At 70.1% G+C, this 15391-nt stretch carries 10 protein-coding genes; 4 read left to right on the top strand and 6 right to left on the bottom strand.

Annotation, left to right across the window (positions count from 1 at the left end; genetic code table 11):
• Window positions 1-93: 93 nt before the first annotated feature.
• Together ABTZ59_RS17135 and ABTZ59_RS17140 are read right to left on the bottom strand one after the other, a co-directional pair.
• Entirely contained in the window at window positions 94-1293 is a 1200-nt protein-coding gene (locus ABTZ59_RS17135) for a winged helix-turn-helix domain-containing protein (RefSeq protein WP_351397465.1), read from the bottom strand.
• Between the two features lie 141 nt (window positions 1294-1434).
• Window positions 1435-2025, bottom strand: a complete 591-nt coding sequence (locus ABTZ59_RS17140; RefSeq protein WP_351397468.1) for a GNAT family N-acetyltransferase — start codon at window positions 2023-2025, stop codon at window positions 1435-1437.
• 241 nt (window positions 2026-2266) lie between these two features.
• Between ABTZ59_RS17140 and secA the strand changes: the two genes are divergently transcribed.
• A complete protein-coding gene (gene secA, locus ABTZ59_RS17145; protein ID WP_351397471.1) occupies window positions 2267-5101 on the top strand; it encodes a preprotein translocase subunit SecA in 2835 nt (944 codons plus the stop codon).
• 65 nt (window positions 5102-5166) lie between these two features.
• Here the strand turns inward: secA and ABTZ59_RS17150 are convergent, their stop codons facing one another.
• A complete protein-coding gene (locus tag ABTZ59_RS17150; protein ID WP_351397474.1) occupies window positions 5167-5616 on the bottom strand; it encodes an Rv3235 family protein in 450 nt (149 codons plus the stop codon).
• 280 nt (window positions 5617-5896) lie between these two features.
• Here ABTZ59_RS17150 and ABTZ59_RS17155 point away from each other — a divergent pair, with 280 nt between their 5' ends.
• Complete coding sequence (locus tag ABTZ59_RS17155; protein ID WP_351397477.1) at window positions 5897-6403, top strand: DUF6912 family protein; 507 nt, start codon at window positions 5897-5899, stop codon at window positions 6401-6403.
• Between the two features lie 103 nt (window positions 6404-6506).
• Window positions 6507-7178 carry an HAD family hydrolase gene (locus tag ABTZ59_RS17160; RefSeq protein WP_351397480.1) on the top strand — a complete coding sequence of 224 codons (672 nt, stop codon included), beginning with the start codon at window positions 6507-6509 and terminating at the stop codon, window positions 7176-7178.
• A 198-nt stretch (window positions 7179-7376) separates the two neighbouring features.
• Here ABTZ59_RS17160 and ABTZ59_RS17165 read toward each other — a convergent pair whose 3' ends face one another.
• Window positions 7377-7943, bottom strand: a complete 567-nt coding sequence (locus ABTZ59_RS17165) for a DJ-1/PfpI family protein (protein ID WP_351397483.1) — start codon at window positions 7941-7943, stop codon at window positions 7377-7379.
• Window positions 7944-8436: 493 nt separating this feature from the next.
• Here ABTZ59_RS17165 and ABTZ59_RS17170 point away from each other — a divergent pair, with 493 nt between their 5' ends.
• The gene (locus tag ABTZ59_RS17170; protein ID WP_351397487.1) at window positions 8437-13485 is read left to right on the top strand and encodes an NAD-glutamate dehydrogenase; all 5049 of its coding nucleotides are present in this window, start codon (window positions 8437-8439) and stop codon (window positions 13483-13485) included.
• Window positions 13486-13571: 86 nt separating this feature from the next.
• Here the strand turns inward: ABTZ59_RS17170 and ABTZ59_RS17175 are convergent, their stop codons facing one another.
• A complete protein-coding gene (locus tag ABTZ59_RS17175) occupies window positions 13572-14387 on the bottom strand; it encodes an ABC transporter ATP-binding protein (RefSeq protein ID WP_351397490.1) in 816 nt (271 codons plus the stop codon).
• On the bottom strand, window positions 14380-15333 hold the full coding sequence (locus ABTZ59_RS17180) for an ABC transporter permease (protein ID WP_503003004.1): 954 nt from the start codon (window positions 15331-15333) through the stop codon (window positions 14380-14382). Before ABTZ59_RS17180 ends, ABTZ59_RS17175 begins: the two co-directional genes overlap by 8 nt.
• Window positions 15334-15391: the final 58 nt, after the last annotated feature.

The following is a 15391-nucleotide window of genomic DNA, read 5'->3' on the forward strand; positions in this document are numbered from 1 at the left end:
GGTATGCAGAGCCGGCCGTCTGACCCTGTTGGGTAATGGAGGCCCGGTGAAGGCCTCAGAGGGCGAGAAGGGCCTCAAAGGGCGGGAAGGGCCTCAGAGGGCGGTGAGCGCGTCCGCCAGCGGGCCGCGCAGCGCGGGCGCGTCGACCCGCTCCACCCGTACGTCCGAGCAGCCGACCCACTCCGCCGCCTCCCGCAGCGCCTGGGCCATCGGCCCCACGGCCCTGGGGGTCTCCAGGGACACCTGCTTCGCCACCAGCGTCTTCCCCTCCCGCGCCGGGTCGACACGGCCCAGCAGCCTTCCCCCGGACAGCAAGGGCATCGCGAAGTAGCCGTACACCCGCTTGGGCTTGGGCACATACGCCTCCAGCCGGTGGGTGAAGCCGAAGATCCGCTCCGTACGGGCCCGCTCCCAGATGAGGGAGTCGAACGGCGACAGCAGCGTCGTGCGGTGCCGCCCCCTCGGAGCGGTCGCCAGCGCCTCCGGATCGGCCCAGGCCGGCTTCCCCCAGCCCTCGACGGTCACCGGCACCAGCCCCGAGTCCGCGATCACGGCGTCGACCTGCTCGCCCTTGAGGCGGTGGTAATCGGCGATATCGGCGCGCGTACCGATACCGAGCGACTGGCCCGCGAGCCGTACGAGCCGGCGCAGACACTCCGCGTCCTCCAGATCGTCATGGAGGAACTCGTCGGGGACGGCACGCTCCGCGAGGTCGTAGACCCGCTTCCAGCCGCGCCGCTGCGTGCACACGACCTCGCCGTACATGAGCGCGCGCTCGACGGCGACCTTCGCCTCGGACCAGTCCCACCACGGCCCGCCGTTCTTGGCGCCGCCCAGCTCCGTGGCGGTCAGCGGGCCCTCGGACTCCAGCTGCTTGATCACCGTCTCGTACGCGCCGTCCGCCAGCTCGTGGTACCAGTGCGGGCGGGCGCGGTAGGCGCGCCGGCGGAAGGCGAAGTGCGGCCACTCCTCGATCGGCAGGATGCACGCCGCGTGCGACCAGTACTCGAAGGCGTGTGGCCGCGCCGGTGACGTACCGGCCGGGGCCGGGGTCCAGTACGCGTCCTCGACCGTCCTGCGGCCGACGGCGCCCAGACGTGCGTACGGAATCAGTTCGTGCGACCGTGCCAGCACCGAGATCGTGTCCAGCTGGACGGCGCCGAGATGGCGCAGCACCCCCCGCGCCCCGCCACGCCGGTCGGGGGCGCCGAGGAAACCCTGGGCGCGCAGCGCTATCCGGCGGGCCTCGTCGGCGGACAGCTCGGTGGTGGCGGGCGGCACAGCAGTCGTCATGAACCGCACGATAGACGGCGGCACTGACAGTCAGACCCGCGCGGGCGCGTTCAAGCGCCCCTCACCCGCACACACAGGCCCCACGGGCGCGCAACAGGTCCCCACGGGCATCGGAGGCACGCCGGTGTCCCCCGGGAGCGCTCAGGTGCCCGCCGGCACATTCCCCTCCCGGGAGGGGAGGTACGGGAGGGCTCCCGAAAGCCCCAGATCGGATGGGAGCAGCGCGCCTATCCATACGTCCCGCAGCGTGTCCCTGTGGAGCAGCGCGGCGCGCAGCACGCCCTCCAGCACGAAACCGGCCTTCTCCGCGACGGCCCGCGAGCCCGCGTTGCCGGCCTCGGCGCGCCACTCCAGGCGCTGCGCGCCCAGCGCCGTGAAGACCCAGTGGGCCACCGCCCGCACGGCTTCGGTCGTATAGCCCCGGCCACGGTGCTCCCGCGCCGTCCAGTAGCCGATCTCCCAGGTGCCCGACTGGCAGTGTGCGTTGACCGCGCCCAGCACCGGGCCCCCGCCCCGGGGCACCACACCGAAGGTGCATATGGTCGCCGTACGCCAGCCGTCCGGGACGATCCGCTCGATGAAGTGCGCCGCGTGCCGGCGTTCGTACGGTGCGGGAATCGGGATCCACCGCTGGATCTCCGGGTCCTGGCAGACCGCGAGGACATCGTCGATGTCGTCCGGCGTGAGGGGGCGCAGCAGCAGGCGCTCGGTGCTGAGAGTGACGGGTTCCATACCCGGATTCTGCTGAGCGGGTGTCCCCCGGCACGAGTGCTTTTCCCGTCCCACCGGCACCTTCCACGGGTTCCGCGCGTTCTCCATGCGGGTACCGGCGGGCCCGCGTGACCTCGGCCCTCCCTGTGCGGGCGGGTCCTCGCTTACGATGGCCGTTGCGGTGGGGCCCGCCTGCCGTGCCCGCGCCCGTGTCCGTATCCGACCCACGTGCCAGGCCCGACCGGCAAGGAGACCAACCTCAGTGTCCGTCTTCAACAAGCTCATGCGTGCAGGCGAAGGCAAGATCCTGCGCAAACTGCACCGCATCGCGGACCAGGTCAACTCCATCGAAGAGGATTTCGTAACCCTCTCCGACGCCGAGTTGAGGGCGCTCACCGCCGAGTACAAAGAGCGGTACGCCGACGGTGAGAGCCTTGACGACCTGCTCCCCGAGGCCTTCGCGACCGTCCGCGAGGCGGCCAAGCGCGTCCTCGGCCAGCGTCACTACGATGTGCAGCTGATGGGCGGCGCCGCCCTGCACCTCGGTTATGTCGCCGAGATGAAGACCGGTGAGGGCAAGACCCTCGTCGGCACGCTGCCCGCGTATCTCAACGCACTGTCCGGCAAGGGCGTCCACCTGATCACGGTGAACGACTACCTGGCCGAGCGCGACTCCGAGATGATGGGCCGCGTCCACAAGTTCCTCGACCTCCAGGTCGGCTGCATCCTGGCGAACATGTCGCCCGCGCAGCGCCGGGAGCAGTACGCCTGCGACATCACGTACGGCACGAACAACGAGTTCGGGTTCGACTACCTGCGCGACAACATGGCGTGGTCCCGGGACGAGCTGGTCCAGCGCGGCCACAACTACGCCATCGTCGACGAGGTCGACTCGATCCTCGTGGACGAGGCCCGTACGCCGCTGATCATCTCCGGCCCCGCCGACCAGGCCACCAAGTGGTACGGCGACTTCGCCAAGCTGGTCACACGGCTGACCAGGGGCGAGGCGGGCAACCCGCTCAAGGGCGTCGAGGAGACCGGCGACTACGAGGTCGACGAGAAGAAGCGCACCGTGGCCATTCATGAGCCCGGTGTGTCCAAGGTCGAGGACTGGCTGGGCATCGACAACCTGTACGAGTCGGTGAACACCCCGCTCGTCGGTTATCTGAACAACGCCATCAAGGCCAAGGAACTGTTCAAGAACGACAAGGACTATGTCGTCATCGACGGCGAAGTCATGATCGTCGACGAGCACACCGGCCGTATCCTCGCCGGCCGCCGCTACAACGAGGGCATGCACCAGGCGATCGAGGCGAAGGAAGGGGTGGACATCAAGGACGAGAACCAGACCCTCGCCACGATCACCCTGCAGAACTTCTTCCGCCTCTACGGCAAACTCTCCGGCATGACCGGTACGGCCATGACCGAGGCCGCCGAGTTCCACCAGATCTACAAGCTGGGCGTCGTGCCGATCCCGACGAACCGGCCGATGGTCCGCATGGACCAGTCCGACCTGATCTACCGCACCGAGGTCGCCAAGTTCGCGGCCGTCGTCGACGACATCGCGGAGAAGCACGAGAAGGGGCAGCCGATCCTGGTCGGCACCACCTCGGTCGAGAAGTCCGAGTACCTCTCGCAGCAGCTCAACAAGCGTGGTGTCCAGCACGAGGTGCTCAACGCCAAGCAGCACGACCGGGAGGCGACGATCGTCGCCCAGGCCGGCCGCAAGGGCGCTGTCACCGTCGCCACGAACATGGCGGGACGCGGTACGGACATCAAGCTCGGCGGCAACCCCGACGATCTCGCGGAGGCGGAGCTGCGTCAGCGCGGGCTGGACCCCGTCGAGCATGTCGAGGAGTGGGCCGCCGCCCTGCCGGCCGCGCTGGAGAAGGCCGAGCAGGCCGTGAAGGCGGAGTTCGAGGAGGTCAAGGACCTCGGCGGGCTGTACGTGCTGGGCACCGAGCGGCACGAATCGCGCCGTATCGACAACCAGCTGCGCGGTCGTTCCGGACGTCAGGGCGACCCCGGTGAGTCCCGCTTCTACCTCTCCCTCGGCGATGACCTGATGCGGCTGTTCAAGGCGCAGATGGTCGAGCGCGTGATGGCCATGGCCAATGTGCCGGACGATGTCCCGATCGAGAACAAGATGGTGACGCGGGCCATCGCCTCCGCCCAGTCCCAGGTCGAGCAGCAGAACTTCGAGACGCGTAAGAACGTCCTGAAGTACGACGAGGTGCTCAACCGGCAGCGTGAGGTCATCTATGGCGAGCGCCGCCGTGTCCTGGAGGGCGAGGACCTCCAGGAGCAGGTGCGCCACTTCATGGACGACACGATCGACGCGTACATCCAGGCGGAGACCGTCGAGGGCTTCGCCGAGGAGTGGGACCTCGACCGGCTCTGGGGAGCCTTCAAGCAGCTCTACCCGGCGAAGGTCACGGTGGACGAGCTGGAGGACGCGACGGGCGACCGCGCCGGGATCACCGCCGAGTTCATCGCGGAGTCCGTCAAGGACGACATCTACGCCCAGTACGAGGCGCGGGAGAACCAGCTCGGCTCGGACATCATGCGTGAGCTGGAGCGGCGCGTGGTGCTGTCCGTCCTGGACCGCAAGTGGCGCGAGCACCTCTACGAGATGGACTACCTCCAGGAGGGCATCGGCCTGCGTGCCATGGCGCAGAAGGACCCGCTGGTCGAGTACCAGCGCGAGGGCTTCGACATGTTCAACGCCATGATGGACGGCATCAAGGAGGAGTCCGTCGGTTATCTGTTCAACCTGGAGGTCCAGGTCGAGCAGCAGGTCGAGGAGGTCCCGGTGCAGGACGCGGGCGAGCGTCCCTCGCTCGCCAAGAAGGACGACGCGGTGCCCGCGGGCGCCCCCCGTCCGGAGATCCGCGCGAAGGGTCTCGAAGCCCCGCAGCGGCCCGACAGGCTGCACTTCTCCGCTCCCACGGTGGACGGCGAGGGCGGCATCGTCGAGGGCGACTTCCAGAGCGAGAGCGCCGAGGGTCCGACGCGCTCGACGTCGGACGGGATGACGCGCGCGGAGCGCCGTAAGGCCCAGAAGGGCACGAGCGGCGGGCGTCGCCGCAAGAAGTAGGCGTGAGTGAGGGCGGGCCGGGGCGCACGGTGAGTGCGCGCCCCGGCCCGCCCTCATGTGCGCGGTCAGGTCCGTTCTCCGCCCAGCTCGACCGCCGCGCACCGCCAGCGCAGGTCGGCGCCCTGTTCCAGCCGGAAGGCCATGGCGCGGACCTGATCGCCCGCGGAGATGCTGGCGGCGGCCTCGACCGCTCCCGGGCGCGGCTGGAAGGCGCGGCAGGTACGGATGACGGGTCGGGCGCCCCGTGCCCTGAGCGGGGTGCCGGGCGCGAGGCGTACGAGCTGTTCGTACGCCTCGCCGATGGTCTGGCCGAGCATCCAGTGCACGGGTCGCCGGCCGCTCAGGACGGCGAGCAGGCGCTCCGCGAAGAGTTCGTGCGGCGGCGGGAGGTGCGGGCGCCGCCGCGGGCCCCCGGCACCGGGCCCGCGCTGGTCGCGCCGGCCGGGTGGCCGTGCGGTGACGGTGCTCCGGGTCCTCGCCGTGCCGGTCGGATTGGTGGTGCCGGTCCTGTTCACGCAGATCGCCCCCGTTCTGCCCGGCCGGGTTGGATACCGGCCGGTAACTTTTGTTGGGGGATCTTTTACGGGCCCTTGGGGGACCGCCGCAAGACCGGTGCGGACACGGAGCGCCCGGCGCCGAAGTCACCTATTCGGATGATGGGCGGACGGCACGCCGCCCGGTGGAGAGGTGGTGCGCCGCTCTCGGTGGACGCCTGAGGCCGCCATGAGCGTCACCCCGAAGAGGGACTGCCGCACGTATCCTTAGGTGCTCTCCCGACTACGAAAGCGACCAGCCATGCGCGTCTACGTCCCCCTGACCCTTCCCGGTCTCGCAGAGGCGCACAAGACGGGTGAGCTGGGGCCGGGACCACTGACCGCGTACGCCGTGACTCCTGGGCTGCGCGAGTGGTACGTCTCCGACGACATCGAGGAGCTGGAGTACGCGGCCCTCAACCGCGCCGCCGCGGCCTCGCTCCGGCTGCTCGCCGCCGATCCGGTGGCCGGACGCCGCAGGGTGGTCGTGGCCGCCGATGTGCCGGACAGGGAAGCCGTGTCGGATCCCGACCGCGGACCGGACGACGCGGGCCTCGGTGAGGTGCGGATCGCCGATGCGATCGCGCTGTCGAAGGCGGCGGCGGTGCATGTCGACTCCGACGAGGCGGACGCCGATGTCTCGGCCGCGGCGGCGGCGCTGGGCGCGGCGGACCACGGAGACGACGACGCGCAGTTCACGGTGGACGGCGCGGAGGACCACGAACTGCTCTGGTACGCCGTCCAGGAGATCCCGAACCTGGTCGGCTGAGCGGTCGGCGGCGGGCCCGGCCGGCCGCCTCCGAGCCCGCCGCCGGCGGCCCGCAGGGGCTCCGCCAAGGCCGTTGTCAGACCCGGCCGGTACCTTTTTCGGCATGGGGAAGCAGAACACGCATCTGGTGTGGGACTGGAACGGCACGATCCTCGACGACATCGAGGCGGTCATCGGGGCGACCAACGCGGCCTTCGCGGAGATAGGGCTGGAGTCCATCACGCTGGACACCTACCGCGAGCTGTACTGCGTCCCGGTCCCGAAGTTCTACGAGCGACTGATGGGCCGCCTGCCGACGGACGCCGAGTGGGTCGTCATGGACGAGACCTTCCACCGCCACTACACGGAGCGGCGGGCCGCCTGCGGGCTCACCAAGGGCGTCGAGGAGCTGCTGTCGCAGTGGCGACTGGCCGGGGACAGCCAGTCGCTGCTGAGCATGTACGGGCACGAGCAGCTGGTTCCGGTGGTGCGGGGGTACGGGATCGAGGGCCACTTCCTCCGCGTCGACGGCCGCACGGGCCCGTCCGGCGGCAGCAAGGCGGTTCACATGGAGCGCCATCTGACCGCGCTGGCGTCGGGCGGCGCGATATCCGCCGAGCGGACGGTGGTGATCGGCGACGCGGTGGACGACGCGCTGGCGGCGGCGCATGTGGGCGCCCGTGCCGTGCTGTACACGGGGGGCTCGAACAGCCGGGCCAGCCTGGAGGCGGTGGGCGTACCGGTGGTGGACACGCTCGCGGAGGCGGTCGACACGGCGCGGCGTCTGACGTCCTGACAGCGTCTGACGTCCTGCCGCCGGTGCGACCGTCAGGGGGGCGACGGCAGGGGGCCACCGGCAGGCGGGCGGCCCGCCGGTGGGCCTGTCGGGAGCGTCGGGAACGCCCGGGACGCCCGGGAGCGACGGGCGTCGCGGTGCCGGGGGTGCGCCCGGGAGCCCCGGGCGCACCCCCGGTTCTCCGGGGCTTCGCCGGGGTCAGGTCACCGGGGCCTTCGCGCGCAGAACGGTGAGGAATTCACGCATCCAGGCCGGATGGTCGGGCCAGGCACGGGAGGAGACGAGCGCGCCGTCCACCACCGCCTCCGTGTCCTGGAAGGTGGCCCCGGCCGCCTGCATGTCCAGCTCCAGGGCCGGATAGGCGGTGACCCGGCGGCCGGCCAGCTCACCGATCGCGGCCGTCAGCAGCGGTCCGTGACAGATCTGGGCGACGGGCTTGTCGGCGTCGAAGAAGGACTTGAGGATCTTGCGCAGCTCCGGGTCGCCGCGCAGATACTCGGGGGCGCGCCCGCCCGGGATCACCAGAGCGGCGTACTGCCCCGCGTCGACCTCGGCGAAGGCCAGATCGGCGGGCCAGGTGTAGCCGGGCTTCTCGGTGTAGGTGTCGAATCCTGGCTCGAAGTCATGGACCACGAACTGGAGCTTCTTACGGGTCGGAGCGGCGATATGGACCTCGTACCCCTCCTCGCGCAGACGCTGGTACGGGTAGAGCACTTCCAGCGACTCGGCGGCGTCGCCGGTGACGATGAGAACCTTGGCTGCCATGACTGCTCCCGGAGAGAGTGTGTCGGTCTGTCCACCTGTCGACCAGTGTCGTCCTGTGGACCAGTGTCGTCCCGGTCGGCGCGCGTCGGCGAGGGTTCTGTGCCGCGCCCGGCCGTGAGCGGGGGAGGGGCGTCCGTGTCGCTGTCCAGAGTGTCAAAGTTGTTGCCCCGTATTTGTACACATGCGGCTCATGACGGCGCCCGGGTCAAGGGCGATAGCCTGGTGCCCGTGATCAGCGCGATATGCCGTGGGGGCAGCGAAGCCCTCCGCCTGCGCCCGGGCCGCTACCGCGTCCGGGCGATCGCTGGTCCCCCAGGGCCGGTCCTCTCGGGACAGGACCTTGATCCGGGCCGACAGCCAAAATTGCCAAATAACGCTCCGGACATCTCTCATCGCGGCATAACGTCGACTCAGACCGGAAACCCCGCGTCGTGGCGTTGTGTCGCTTCCTTCACCTACGTCACGCAACGGCGCGCGACAGGAGCCAGAGGACATGCAGACCAAGCTGGACGAAGCCAAGGCCGAGCTGCTCGAACAGGCGGCTCGGGCCGCTGAGAACAGCCCGGTGGGGGGAACCGGGGGGCTGGGGGCCGGCCCCCGGGAGGACGAGGCCTCGGCCGGATCCCGCGGCGCGGGACAGGGGGACGGTCCCGACCGGGACGGCCTTCTCGCGTACCTCCAGCGCTACTACCTGCACACCGCTCCCGAGGACCTGGCCGACCGTGACCCGGTCGACATCGTCGGCGCGGCGCTCTCGCACTACCGGCTGGCCGCCAATCGCCCCCAGGGCACGGCGAACGTACGGGTGCACACCCCGACCGTCGAGGAGAACGGCTGGACCTGCCGCCACTCCGTGGTCGAGGTCGTCACCGACGACATGCCGTTCCTGGTCGACTCCGTCACCAATGAGCTCTCGCGTCAGGGCCGCGGCATCCACGCCGTGATCCATCCGCAGATCGCCGTACGGCGCGATGTCACCGGCAAGCTGATCGAGGTGCTGCCCGAGGAGGCGGTCACCGCCGCGGAGCCCCGGCACGACGTGTTCATCGAGTCCTGGATCCATGTCGAGGTCGACCGCGAGACCGACCAGGCCGATCTCCAGCAGATGACCTCCGACCTGCTGCGGGTCCTCTCCGATGTCCGCGAGACCGTCGAGGACTGGGAGAAGATGCGGGACGCCGCGCTGCGCATCGCCGAGGAGCTGCCCAGCGAGCCGACCGCCGACGATCTGCGCGAGCAGGAGGTCGAGGAGGCCCGGGAGCTGCTGCGCTGGCTCGCCGCCGACCACTTCACCTTTCTCGGCTACCGCGAATATCAGCTGACGGACAGTGACGCCCTCTCCGCCGTGCCCGGCACCGGACTCGGCGTGCTGCGCTCCGACCCGGCGCACACCGGCGACGAGGACCATCCGGTCAGCCCGTCCTTCAGCCGGCTGCCCGCCGACGCCCGCGCCAAGGCCCGCGAGCACAAGCTGCTCGTCCTCACCAAAGCCAACAGCCGCGCCACGGTCCACCGGTCGGGCTATCTCGACTACGTCGGCGTCAAGAAGTTCGACGCCAAGGGCAATGTCGTCGGTGAGCGGCGCTTCCTCGGGCTCTTCTCCTCGGCCGCGTACACCGAGTCCGTGCGCCGGGTCCCGGTGATCCGCCGCAAGGTCGCCGAGGTCCTGGAGAGCGCGGGCCTCTCGCCCAACAGCCACGACGGCCGCGATCTGCTCCAGATCCTGGAGACCTACCCGCGCGACGAGCTCTTCCAGACGCCCGTCGACGAACTCCGCTCCATCGTCACCAGCGTGCTCTATCTCCAGGAGCGCAGGCGGCTGCGGCTCTACCTCCGCCAGGACGAGTACGGGCGCTACTACTCCGCCCTCGTCTATCTGCCGCGCGACCGCTACACCACGGGCGTCCGGCTCCGGCTCGTCGAGATCCTCAAGGAGGAACTCGGCGGGACCAGCGTCGACTTCACGGCGTGGAACACGGAATCGATTCTGTCGCGGCTGCACTTCGTCGTCCGCGTCCCCCGGGGCACCCAGCTGGCCAAGCTCACCGACGCCGACACCGAGCGGATCGAGGCCCGGCTCGTCGAGGCCGCCCGCTCCTGGGCGGACGCCTTCGGCGAGGCGCTGACCGCCGAGTGCGGTGAGGAGCGCGCCGCCGAGCTGCTGCGCAGGTACGGCTCCGCCTTCCCCGAGGGCTACAAGGCCGATCACTCCCCGCGCGCCGCCGTCGCCGACCTGGCCCATCTGGAGGCGGTCACCCGGGCCGAGGCGGGGCCGGACTTCGCGCTCTCGCTGTACGAGCCGGTCGGCGCGGGCCCCGGCGAGCGCCGCTTCAAGATCTACCGCTCGGGCGAGCAGGTCTCCCTCTCCGCCGTGCTGCCGGTGCTCCAGCGGCTCGGTGTCGAGGTCGTGGACGAGCGCCCCTACGAGCTGCGCTGCTCGGACCGTACACACACCTGGATCTACGACTTCGGCCTGCGGCTGCCCCAGGGCGGCGGGGGCGACTATCTCACCGAGGACGACCGTCAGCGCTTCCAGGACGCCTTCGCCGCCGTCTGGACCGGGGCCGCGGAGAACGACGGCTTCAACTCCCTCGTCCTGCGGGCCGGTCTGGACTGGCGGCAGGCGATGGTGCTGCGCGCCTACGCCAAGTACCTGCGCCAGTCCGGCTCGACCTTCAGCCAGGACTACATGGAGGACACCCTCCGCAGCAATGTGCACACCACCCGGCTGCTGGTCTCCCTCTTCGAGGCCAGGATGTCACCGGGCCGCCAGCGCGCCGGTACGGAGCTGACGGAGGCGATGCTGGAGGAGCTGGACGGCGCCCTGGACCAGGTCGCGAGCCTGGACGAGGACCGTATCCTCAGGTCCTTCCTCACCCTCATCAAGGCCACGCTGCGGACCAACTTCTTCCAGCGCGCCGGCGGGAGCGACGGCCAGAGCGGCCCGAAGGGCCAGCCGAGCCGGGGGACCACCACGGGTGAGCACCACAGCTATGTGTCGATGAAGTTCGACCCGCAGGCCATCCCCGATCTGCCCGCGCCCCGCCCGGCGTACGAGATCTGGGTGTACTCCCCGCGCGTCGAGGGCGTCCATCTGCGCTTCGGCAAGGTGGCCCGCGGCGGTCTGCGCTGGTCCGACCGGCGCGAGGACTTCCGTACGGAGATCCTCGGCCTGGTCAAGGCGCAGATGGTCAAGAACACCGTGATCGTGCCGGTCGGCGCCAAGGGCGGCTTCGTCGCCAAGCAGCTGCCCGACCCGGCCGCGGACCGGGACGCCTGGCTCGCCGAGGGCATCGCCTCGTACAAGATCTTCATCTCGGCGCTGCTCGACATCACGGACAACATGGTGGCGGGCGAGGTCGTGCCGCCGGCCGATGTGGTCAGGCACGACGAGGACGACACCTATCTGGTCGTCGCCGCGGACAAGGGCACGGCGAGTTTCTCCGACATCGCCAATGACGTCGCGGTCGCCTACCACTTCTGGCTCGGGGACGCCTTCGCCTCCGGCGGCAGCGCCGGCTACGACCACAAGGGCATGGGCATCACGGCGCGCGGCGCCTGGGAGTCCGTCAAGCGGCACTTCCGCGAGCTCGGCCATGACACCCAGACCGAGGACTTCACGGTCGTCGGCGTCGGTGACATGTCCGGTGACGTGTTCGGCAACGGCATGCTGCTCTCCGAGCACATCAGGCTGGTCGCGGCCTTCGACCACCGGCACATCTTCCTCGACCCGCACCCGGACGCGGCCATCTCGTACGCCGAGCGCCGCAGGCTCTTCGAGCTGCCGCGCTCGTCGTGGGCCGACTACGACAAGGGGCTGCTGTCGCAGGGCGGCGGAATCCACCCCCGCAGCGCCAAGTCGATCGCCATCAACGCGCATGTGCGGGAAGCGCTCGGCATCGAGCCCGGGGTCGCCAAGCTGACGCCCGCCGAGCTGATGAAGGCGATCCTCCAGGCCCCGGTGGACCTGCTGTGGAACGGCGGCATCGGTACGTATGTGAAGGCCTCCACCGAGACGGACGCCGACGTCGGCGACAAGGCCAACGACGCGATCCGCGTCAACGGCGAGGCCCTGCGGGTCCAGGTCGTCGGCGAGGGCGGCAATCTGGGGCTGACCCAGCTCGGCCGTATCGAGTTCGCGCGGCGCGGCGCCGGCGGCGAGGGCGGCAAGGTCAACACCGACGCCATCGACAACAGCGCGGGCGTGGACACCTCCGACCACGAGGTGAACATCAAGATCCTGCTCAACAGCCTGGTCACGGACGGCGACATGACCGTCAAGCAGCGCAACACCCTGCTCGCCGCGATGACCGACGAGGTCGGCGCGCTGGTGCTGCGCAACAACTACGCGCAGAACACCGCGCTCGCCAACGCCGTGGCCCAGGCCCCGTCCCTGCTCCATGCCCACCAGCGGTTCATGCGCCGGCTGGTGCGCGACGGACATCTCGACAGGGCGCTGGAGTTCCTGCCCAGCGACCGGCAGATCCGCGACCTCCTCAACGCGGGCCGGGGCCTGTCCCAGCCCGAACTGGCCGTGCTGCTCGCCTACACCAAGATCACGGTGGCGGAGGAGCTGATCCACACGGAGCTGCCCGACGACCCGTTTCTGCGCAAGCTGCTGCACGCGTACTTCCCGCAGGCGCTGCGGGAGAAGTTCCCCGAGCAGATCGACACGCACGCGCTGCGCCGCGAGATCGTGACGACGGTGCTCGTCAACGACACCGTCAATACCGGTGGTTCGACCTTCCTGCACCGGCTGCGGGAGGAGACAGGGGCGTCGACCGAGGAGATCGTACGGGCCCAGGCCGCGGCCCGGGAGATCTTCGGGCTCAACGCGGTCTGGGACGCCGTCGAGGCGCTGGACAACGAGGTGGCGGCCGACGTCCAGACCCGGATCAGGCTGCACTCGCGCCGGCTGGTCGAGCGCGGTACGCGCTGGCTGCTGGGCAACCGGCCGCAGCCGCTGGAGATCGCCGAGACCATCGAGTTCTTCGCCGCGAGGGTCGAGCGGGTCTGGGCGCAGCTGCCCCCGATGCTGCGCGGCGCGGAGCTGGAGTGGTACCAGCGGATCCTGGCGGAGCTGACCGAGGCGGGGGTCCCGGAGGAGCTGGCCCTGCGCGTGGCGAGCTTCTCGTCCGCCTTCCCGACGCTCGACATCGTGGCGATCGCGGACCGTACGGACCAGGACCCGCTGTCCGTCGCCGAGGTGTACTACGACCTTGGTGACCGGCTGCGGATCAGCCGGCTGATGGACCGGATCGTGGAGCTGCCGCGGGCCGACCGCTGGCAGTCCATGGCCCGCGCCTCCATTCGTGAGGACCTGTACGCGGCGCACGCCGCGCTGACGGCGGACGTACTGGCCGTGGGCGACGGCGACTCGACGCCCGAGGAGCGCTTCACGGCGTGGGAGCGGAAGAACGCCGCGATCATCGGCCGTTCGCGCGCCACGCTGGAGGAGATCCAGGGGTCGGACGCGTTCGATCTGGCGAATCTGTCGGTCGCGATGCGGACGATGCGCACGCTGCTGCGTACGCACGGCTGAGCGGCGCGGCGGCGGAGAAGGCGGCGAGAAGGGGCGCCGGGCTCATCGTGAGCCGGGCGCCCCTTCCCGTGCCGGTCCCGTGCGGGTTACTTCTTCCTGCCGGTGAACTCCTCGTACGCCGCGACGACCTCCCGCGCCGGGCCGTCCATCCGCAGCGTCCCCGACTCCAGCCACAGCGCCCGGTCACAGGTGTCGAGGATGGTCTTGTCGCTGTGGCTGACCAGGAAGACCGTGCCGGCCTCCGCGCGCAGTTCGGCGATGCGCTGCCGGCTGCGGTGCTGGAACCTGGCGTCGCCGGTGGACAGCGCCTCGTCGATCAGCAGGACGTCATGGCTCTTGGCCGCGGCGATGGAGAAGCGCAGTCGGGCGCCCATGCCCGAGGAGTACGTCCGCATCGGCAGCGAGATGAAATCGCCCTTCTCGTTGATGCCGGAGAACTCCACGATGTCGTCGTAGCGGCCACGGACCTGCTCCCGTGTCATCCCCATCGCGAGCCCGCCGAGGATGACGTTCCGTTCGCCGGTCAGATCGCTCATCAGCGCCGCGTTGACGCCGAGGAGCGAGGGCTGGCCCCGGGTGAAGACCTTGCCCCGAGACGGCGGCAGCAGCCCCGCGATCGCCTTCAGCAGGGTCGACTTGCCGGATCCGTTGGAGCCGATCAGGCCGATGGCCTCGCCCTTGTACGCGGCGAAGCTGACGCCCTTGACGGCGTGCACCTCGCGCGCGCCGGGCGCCGACCGGCGCGAGACGATCCGGCTCAGTGCCGAGGTGGCGCTGCCCCGGCCACCGCGGGTGCCGTGCACCGTATAGGTGACGTGGACGCCGTCGGCGACGACGGTGGGGACGCGTTCCGGCGGGGTGGGCCGCTCGGTGGTCTCCGTACCCTTCCTCTTCTCAGCCACGTCCGTACTCCTCCTCGGCCTTCCAGAAGAACAGGAATCCGCCGACACCCGCGAGCAGGGCCCAGCCGAGGGCGACGGCCCAGCTGTGCGGGGGCAGTTGACCGGCGGTATAGCTGTCGATGAGCGCGAAGCGCATCAGATCGATGTAGACGGCGGCCGGATTGCACTCCAGGATCACCGTCACCGCGTGCGGCAGCCCGCCGCCGCTCGTGACCTTGTCGACGCTCCACATCACGCCCGACGCGTACATCCAGGTGCGCAGCAGGAACGGCATCAGCTGCGAGATGTCCGGTGTCCTGGCCGCGAGCCGGGCCACGGCCATCGAGACCCCGGTGTTGAAGAGCGACTGGAGCAGCAGCGCCGGTATCGCGAGCAGCCAGCCGACCGAGGGGTACTGGCCGAAGCAGGCCAGGATCACCACCAGCGCGGCCATGGAGAACAGCAGTTGCTGGAGCTGCTGGAGCGCGAGCCCGATCGGCAGGGCGGCGCGCGGGAAGTGCAGGGCCCGTACGAGGCCGAGGTTGCCGGAGATCGCGCGGGTGCCCGCCATGATCGAGTTCGAGGTGAAGGTCCAGATGAAGACGCCCGTGACCAGGAACGGGACGAAGTCCGGCACGCCGTGCTTGGTGTTGAGCAGCACACCGAAGATGAAGTAGTAGACCGTCGCGTTCAGCAGCGGGGTCATGATCTGCCAGATCTGGCCCAGCTTCGCCTGGCTGTACTGGGCGGTCAGCCGCGCGGTGGCGAAGGCGCCGATGAAATGGCGGCGCGACCACAGGGCGCGGAGATAGTCGGGCAGGGCGGGGCGGGCGCCGCTCACGGTCAGACCGTGGCGGCGGGCGAGGGCGCCGAGATCGGTCTCTGGCCCAGTGCCGGTCCCGGTCCCGGGCTCTTGGGCCGGTGGGACTGATGAGTCCGGTGCGGCCGGTGTGATCGTCTGGCTCACGGAAGGTCGCTTTCGACGGTGTTCTCAGGGCGATGCCAACGACGGAACGGGCACGTAT

The organism is Streptomyces sp. NPDC094034 (genome assembly GCF_040303865.1).
Lineage (GTDB): Bacteria > Actinomycetota > Actinomycetes > Streptomycetales > Streptomycetaceae > Streptomyces.

Coding starts and splice junctions, on each gene's coding strand:
- ABTZ59_RS17135 (WP_351397465.1), bottom strand. CDS start 1,293: ATGACGACTGCTGTGCCGCCCGCCACCACCGAGCTGTCCGCCGACGAG.
- ABTZ59_RS17140 (WP_351397468.1), bottom strand. CDS start 2,025: ATGGAACCCGTCACTCTCAGCACCGAGCGCCTGCTGCTGCGCCCCCTC.
- ABTZ59_RS17155 (WP_351397477.1), top strand. CDS start 5,897: ATGCGCGTCTACGTCCCCCTGACCCTTCCCGGTCTCGCAGAGGCGCAC.
- ABTZ59_RS17160 (WP_351397480.1), top strand. CDS start 6,507: ATGGGGAAGCAGAACACGCATCTGGTGTGGGACTGGAACGGCACGATC.
- ABTZ59_RS17165 (WP_351397483.1), bottom strand. CDS start 7,943: ATGGCAGCCAAGGTTCTCATCGTCACCGGCGACGCCGCCGAGTCGCTG.
- ABTZ59_RS17170 (WP_351397487.1), top strand. CDS start 8,437: ATGCAGACCAAGCTGGACGAAGCCAAGGCCGAGCTGCTCGAACAGGCG.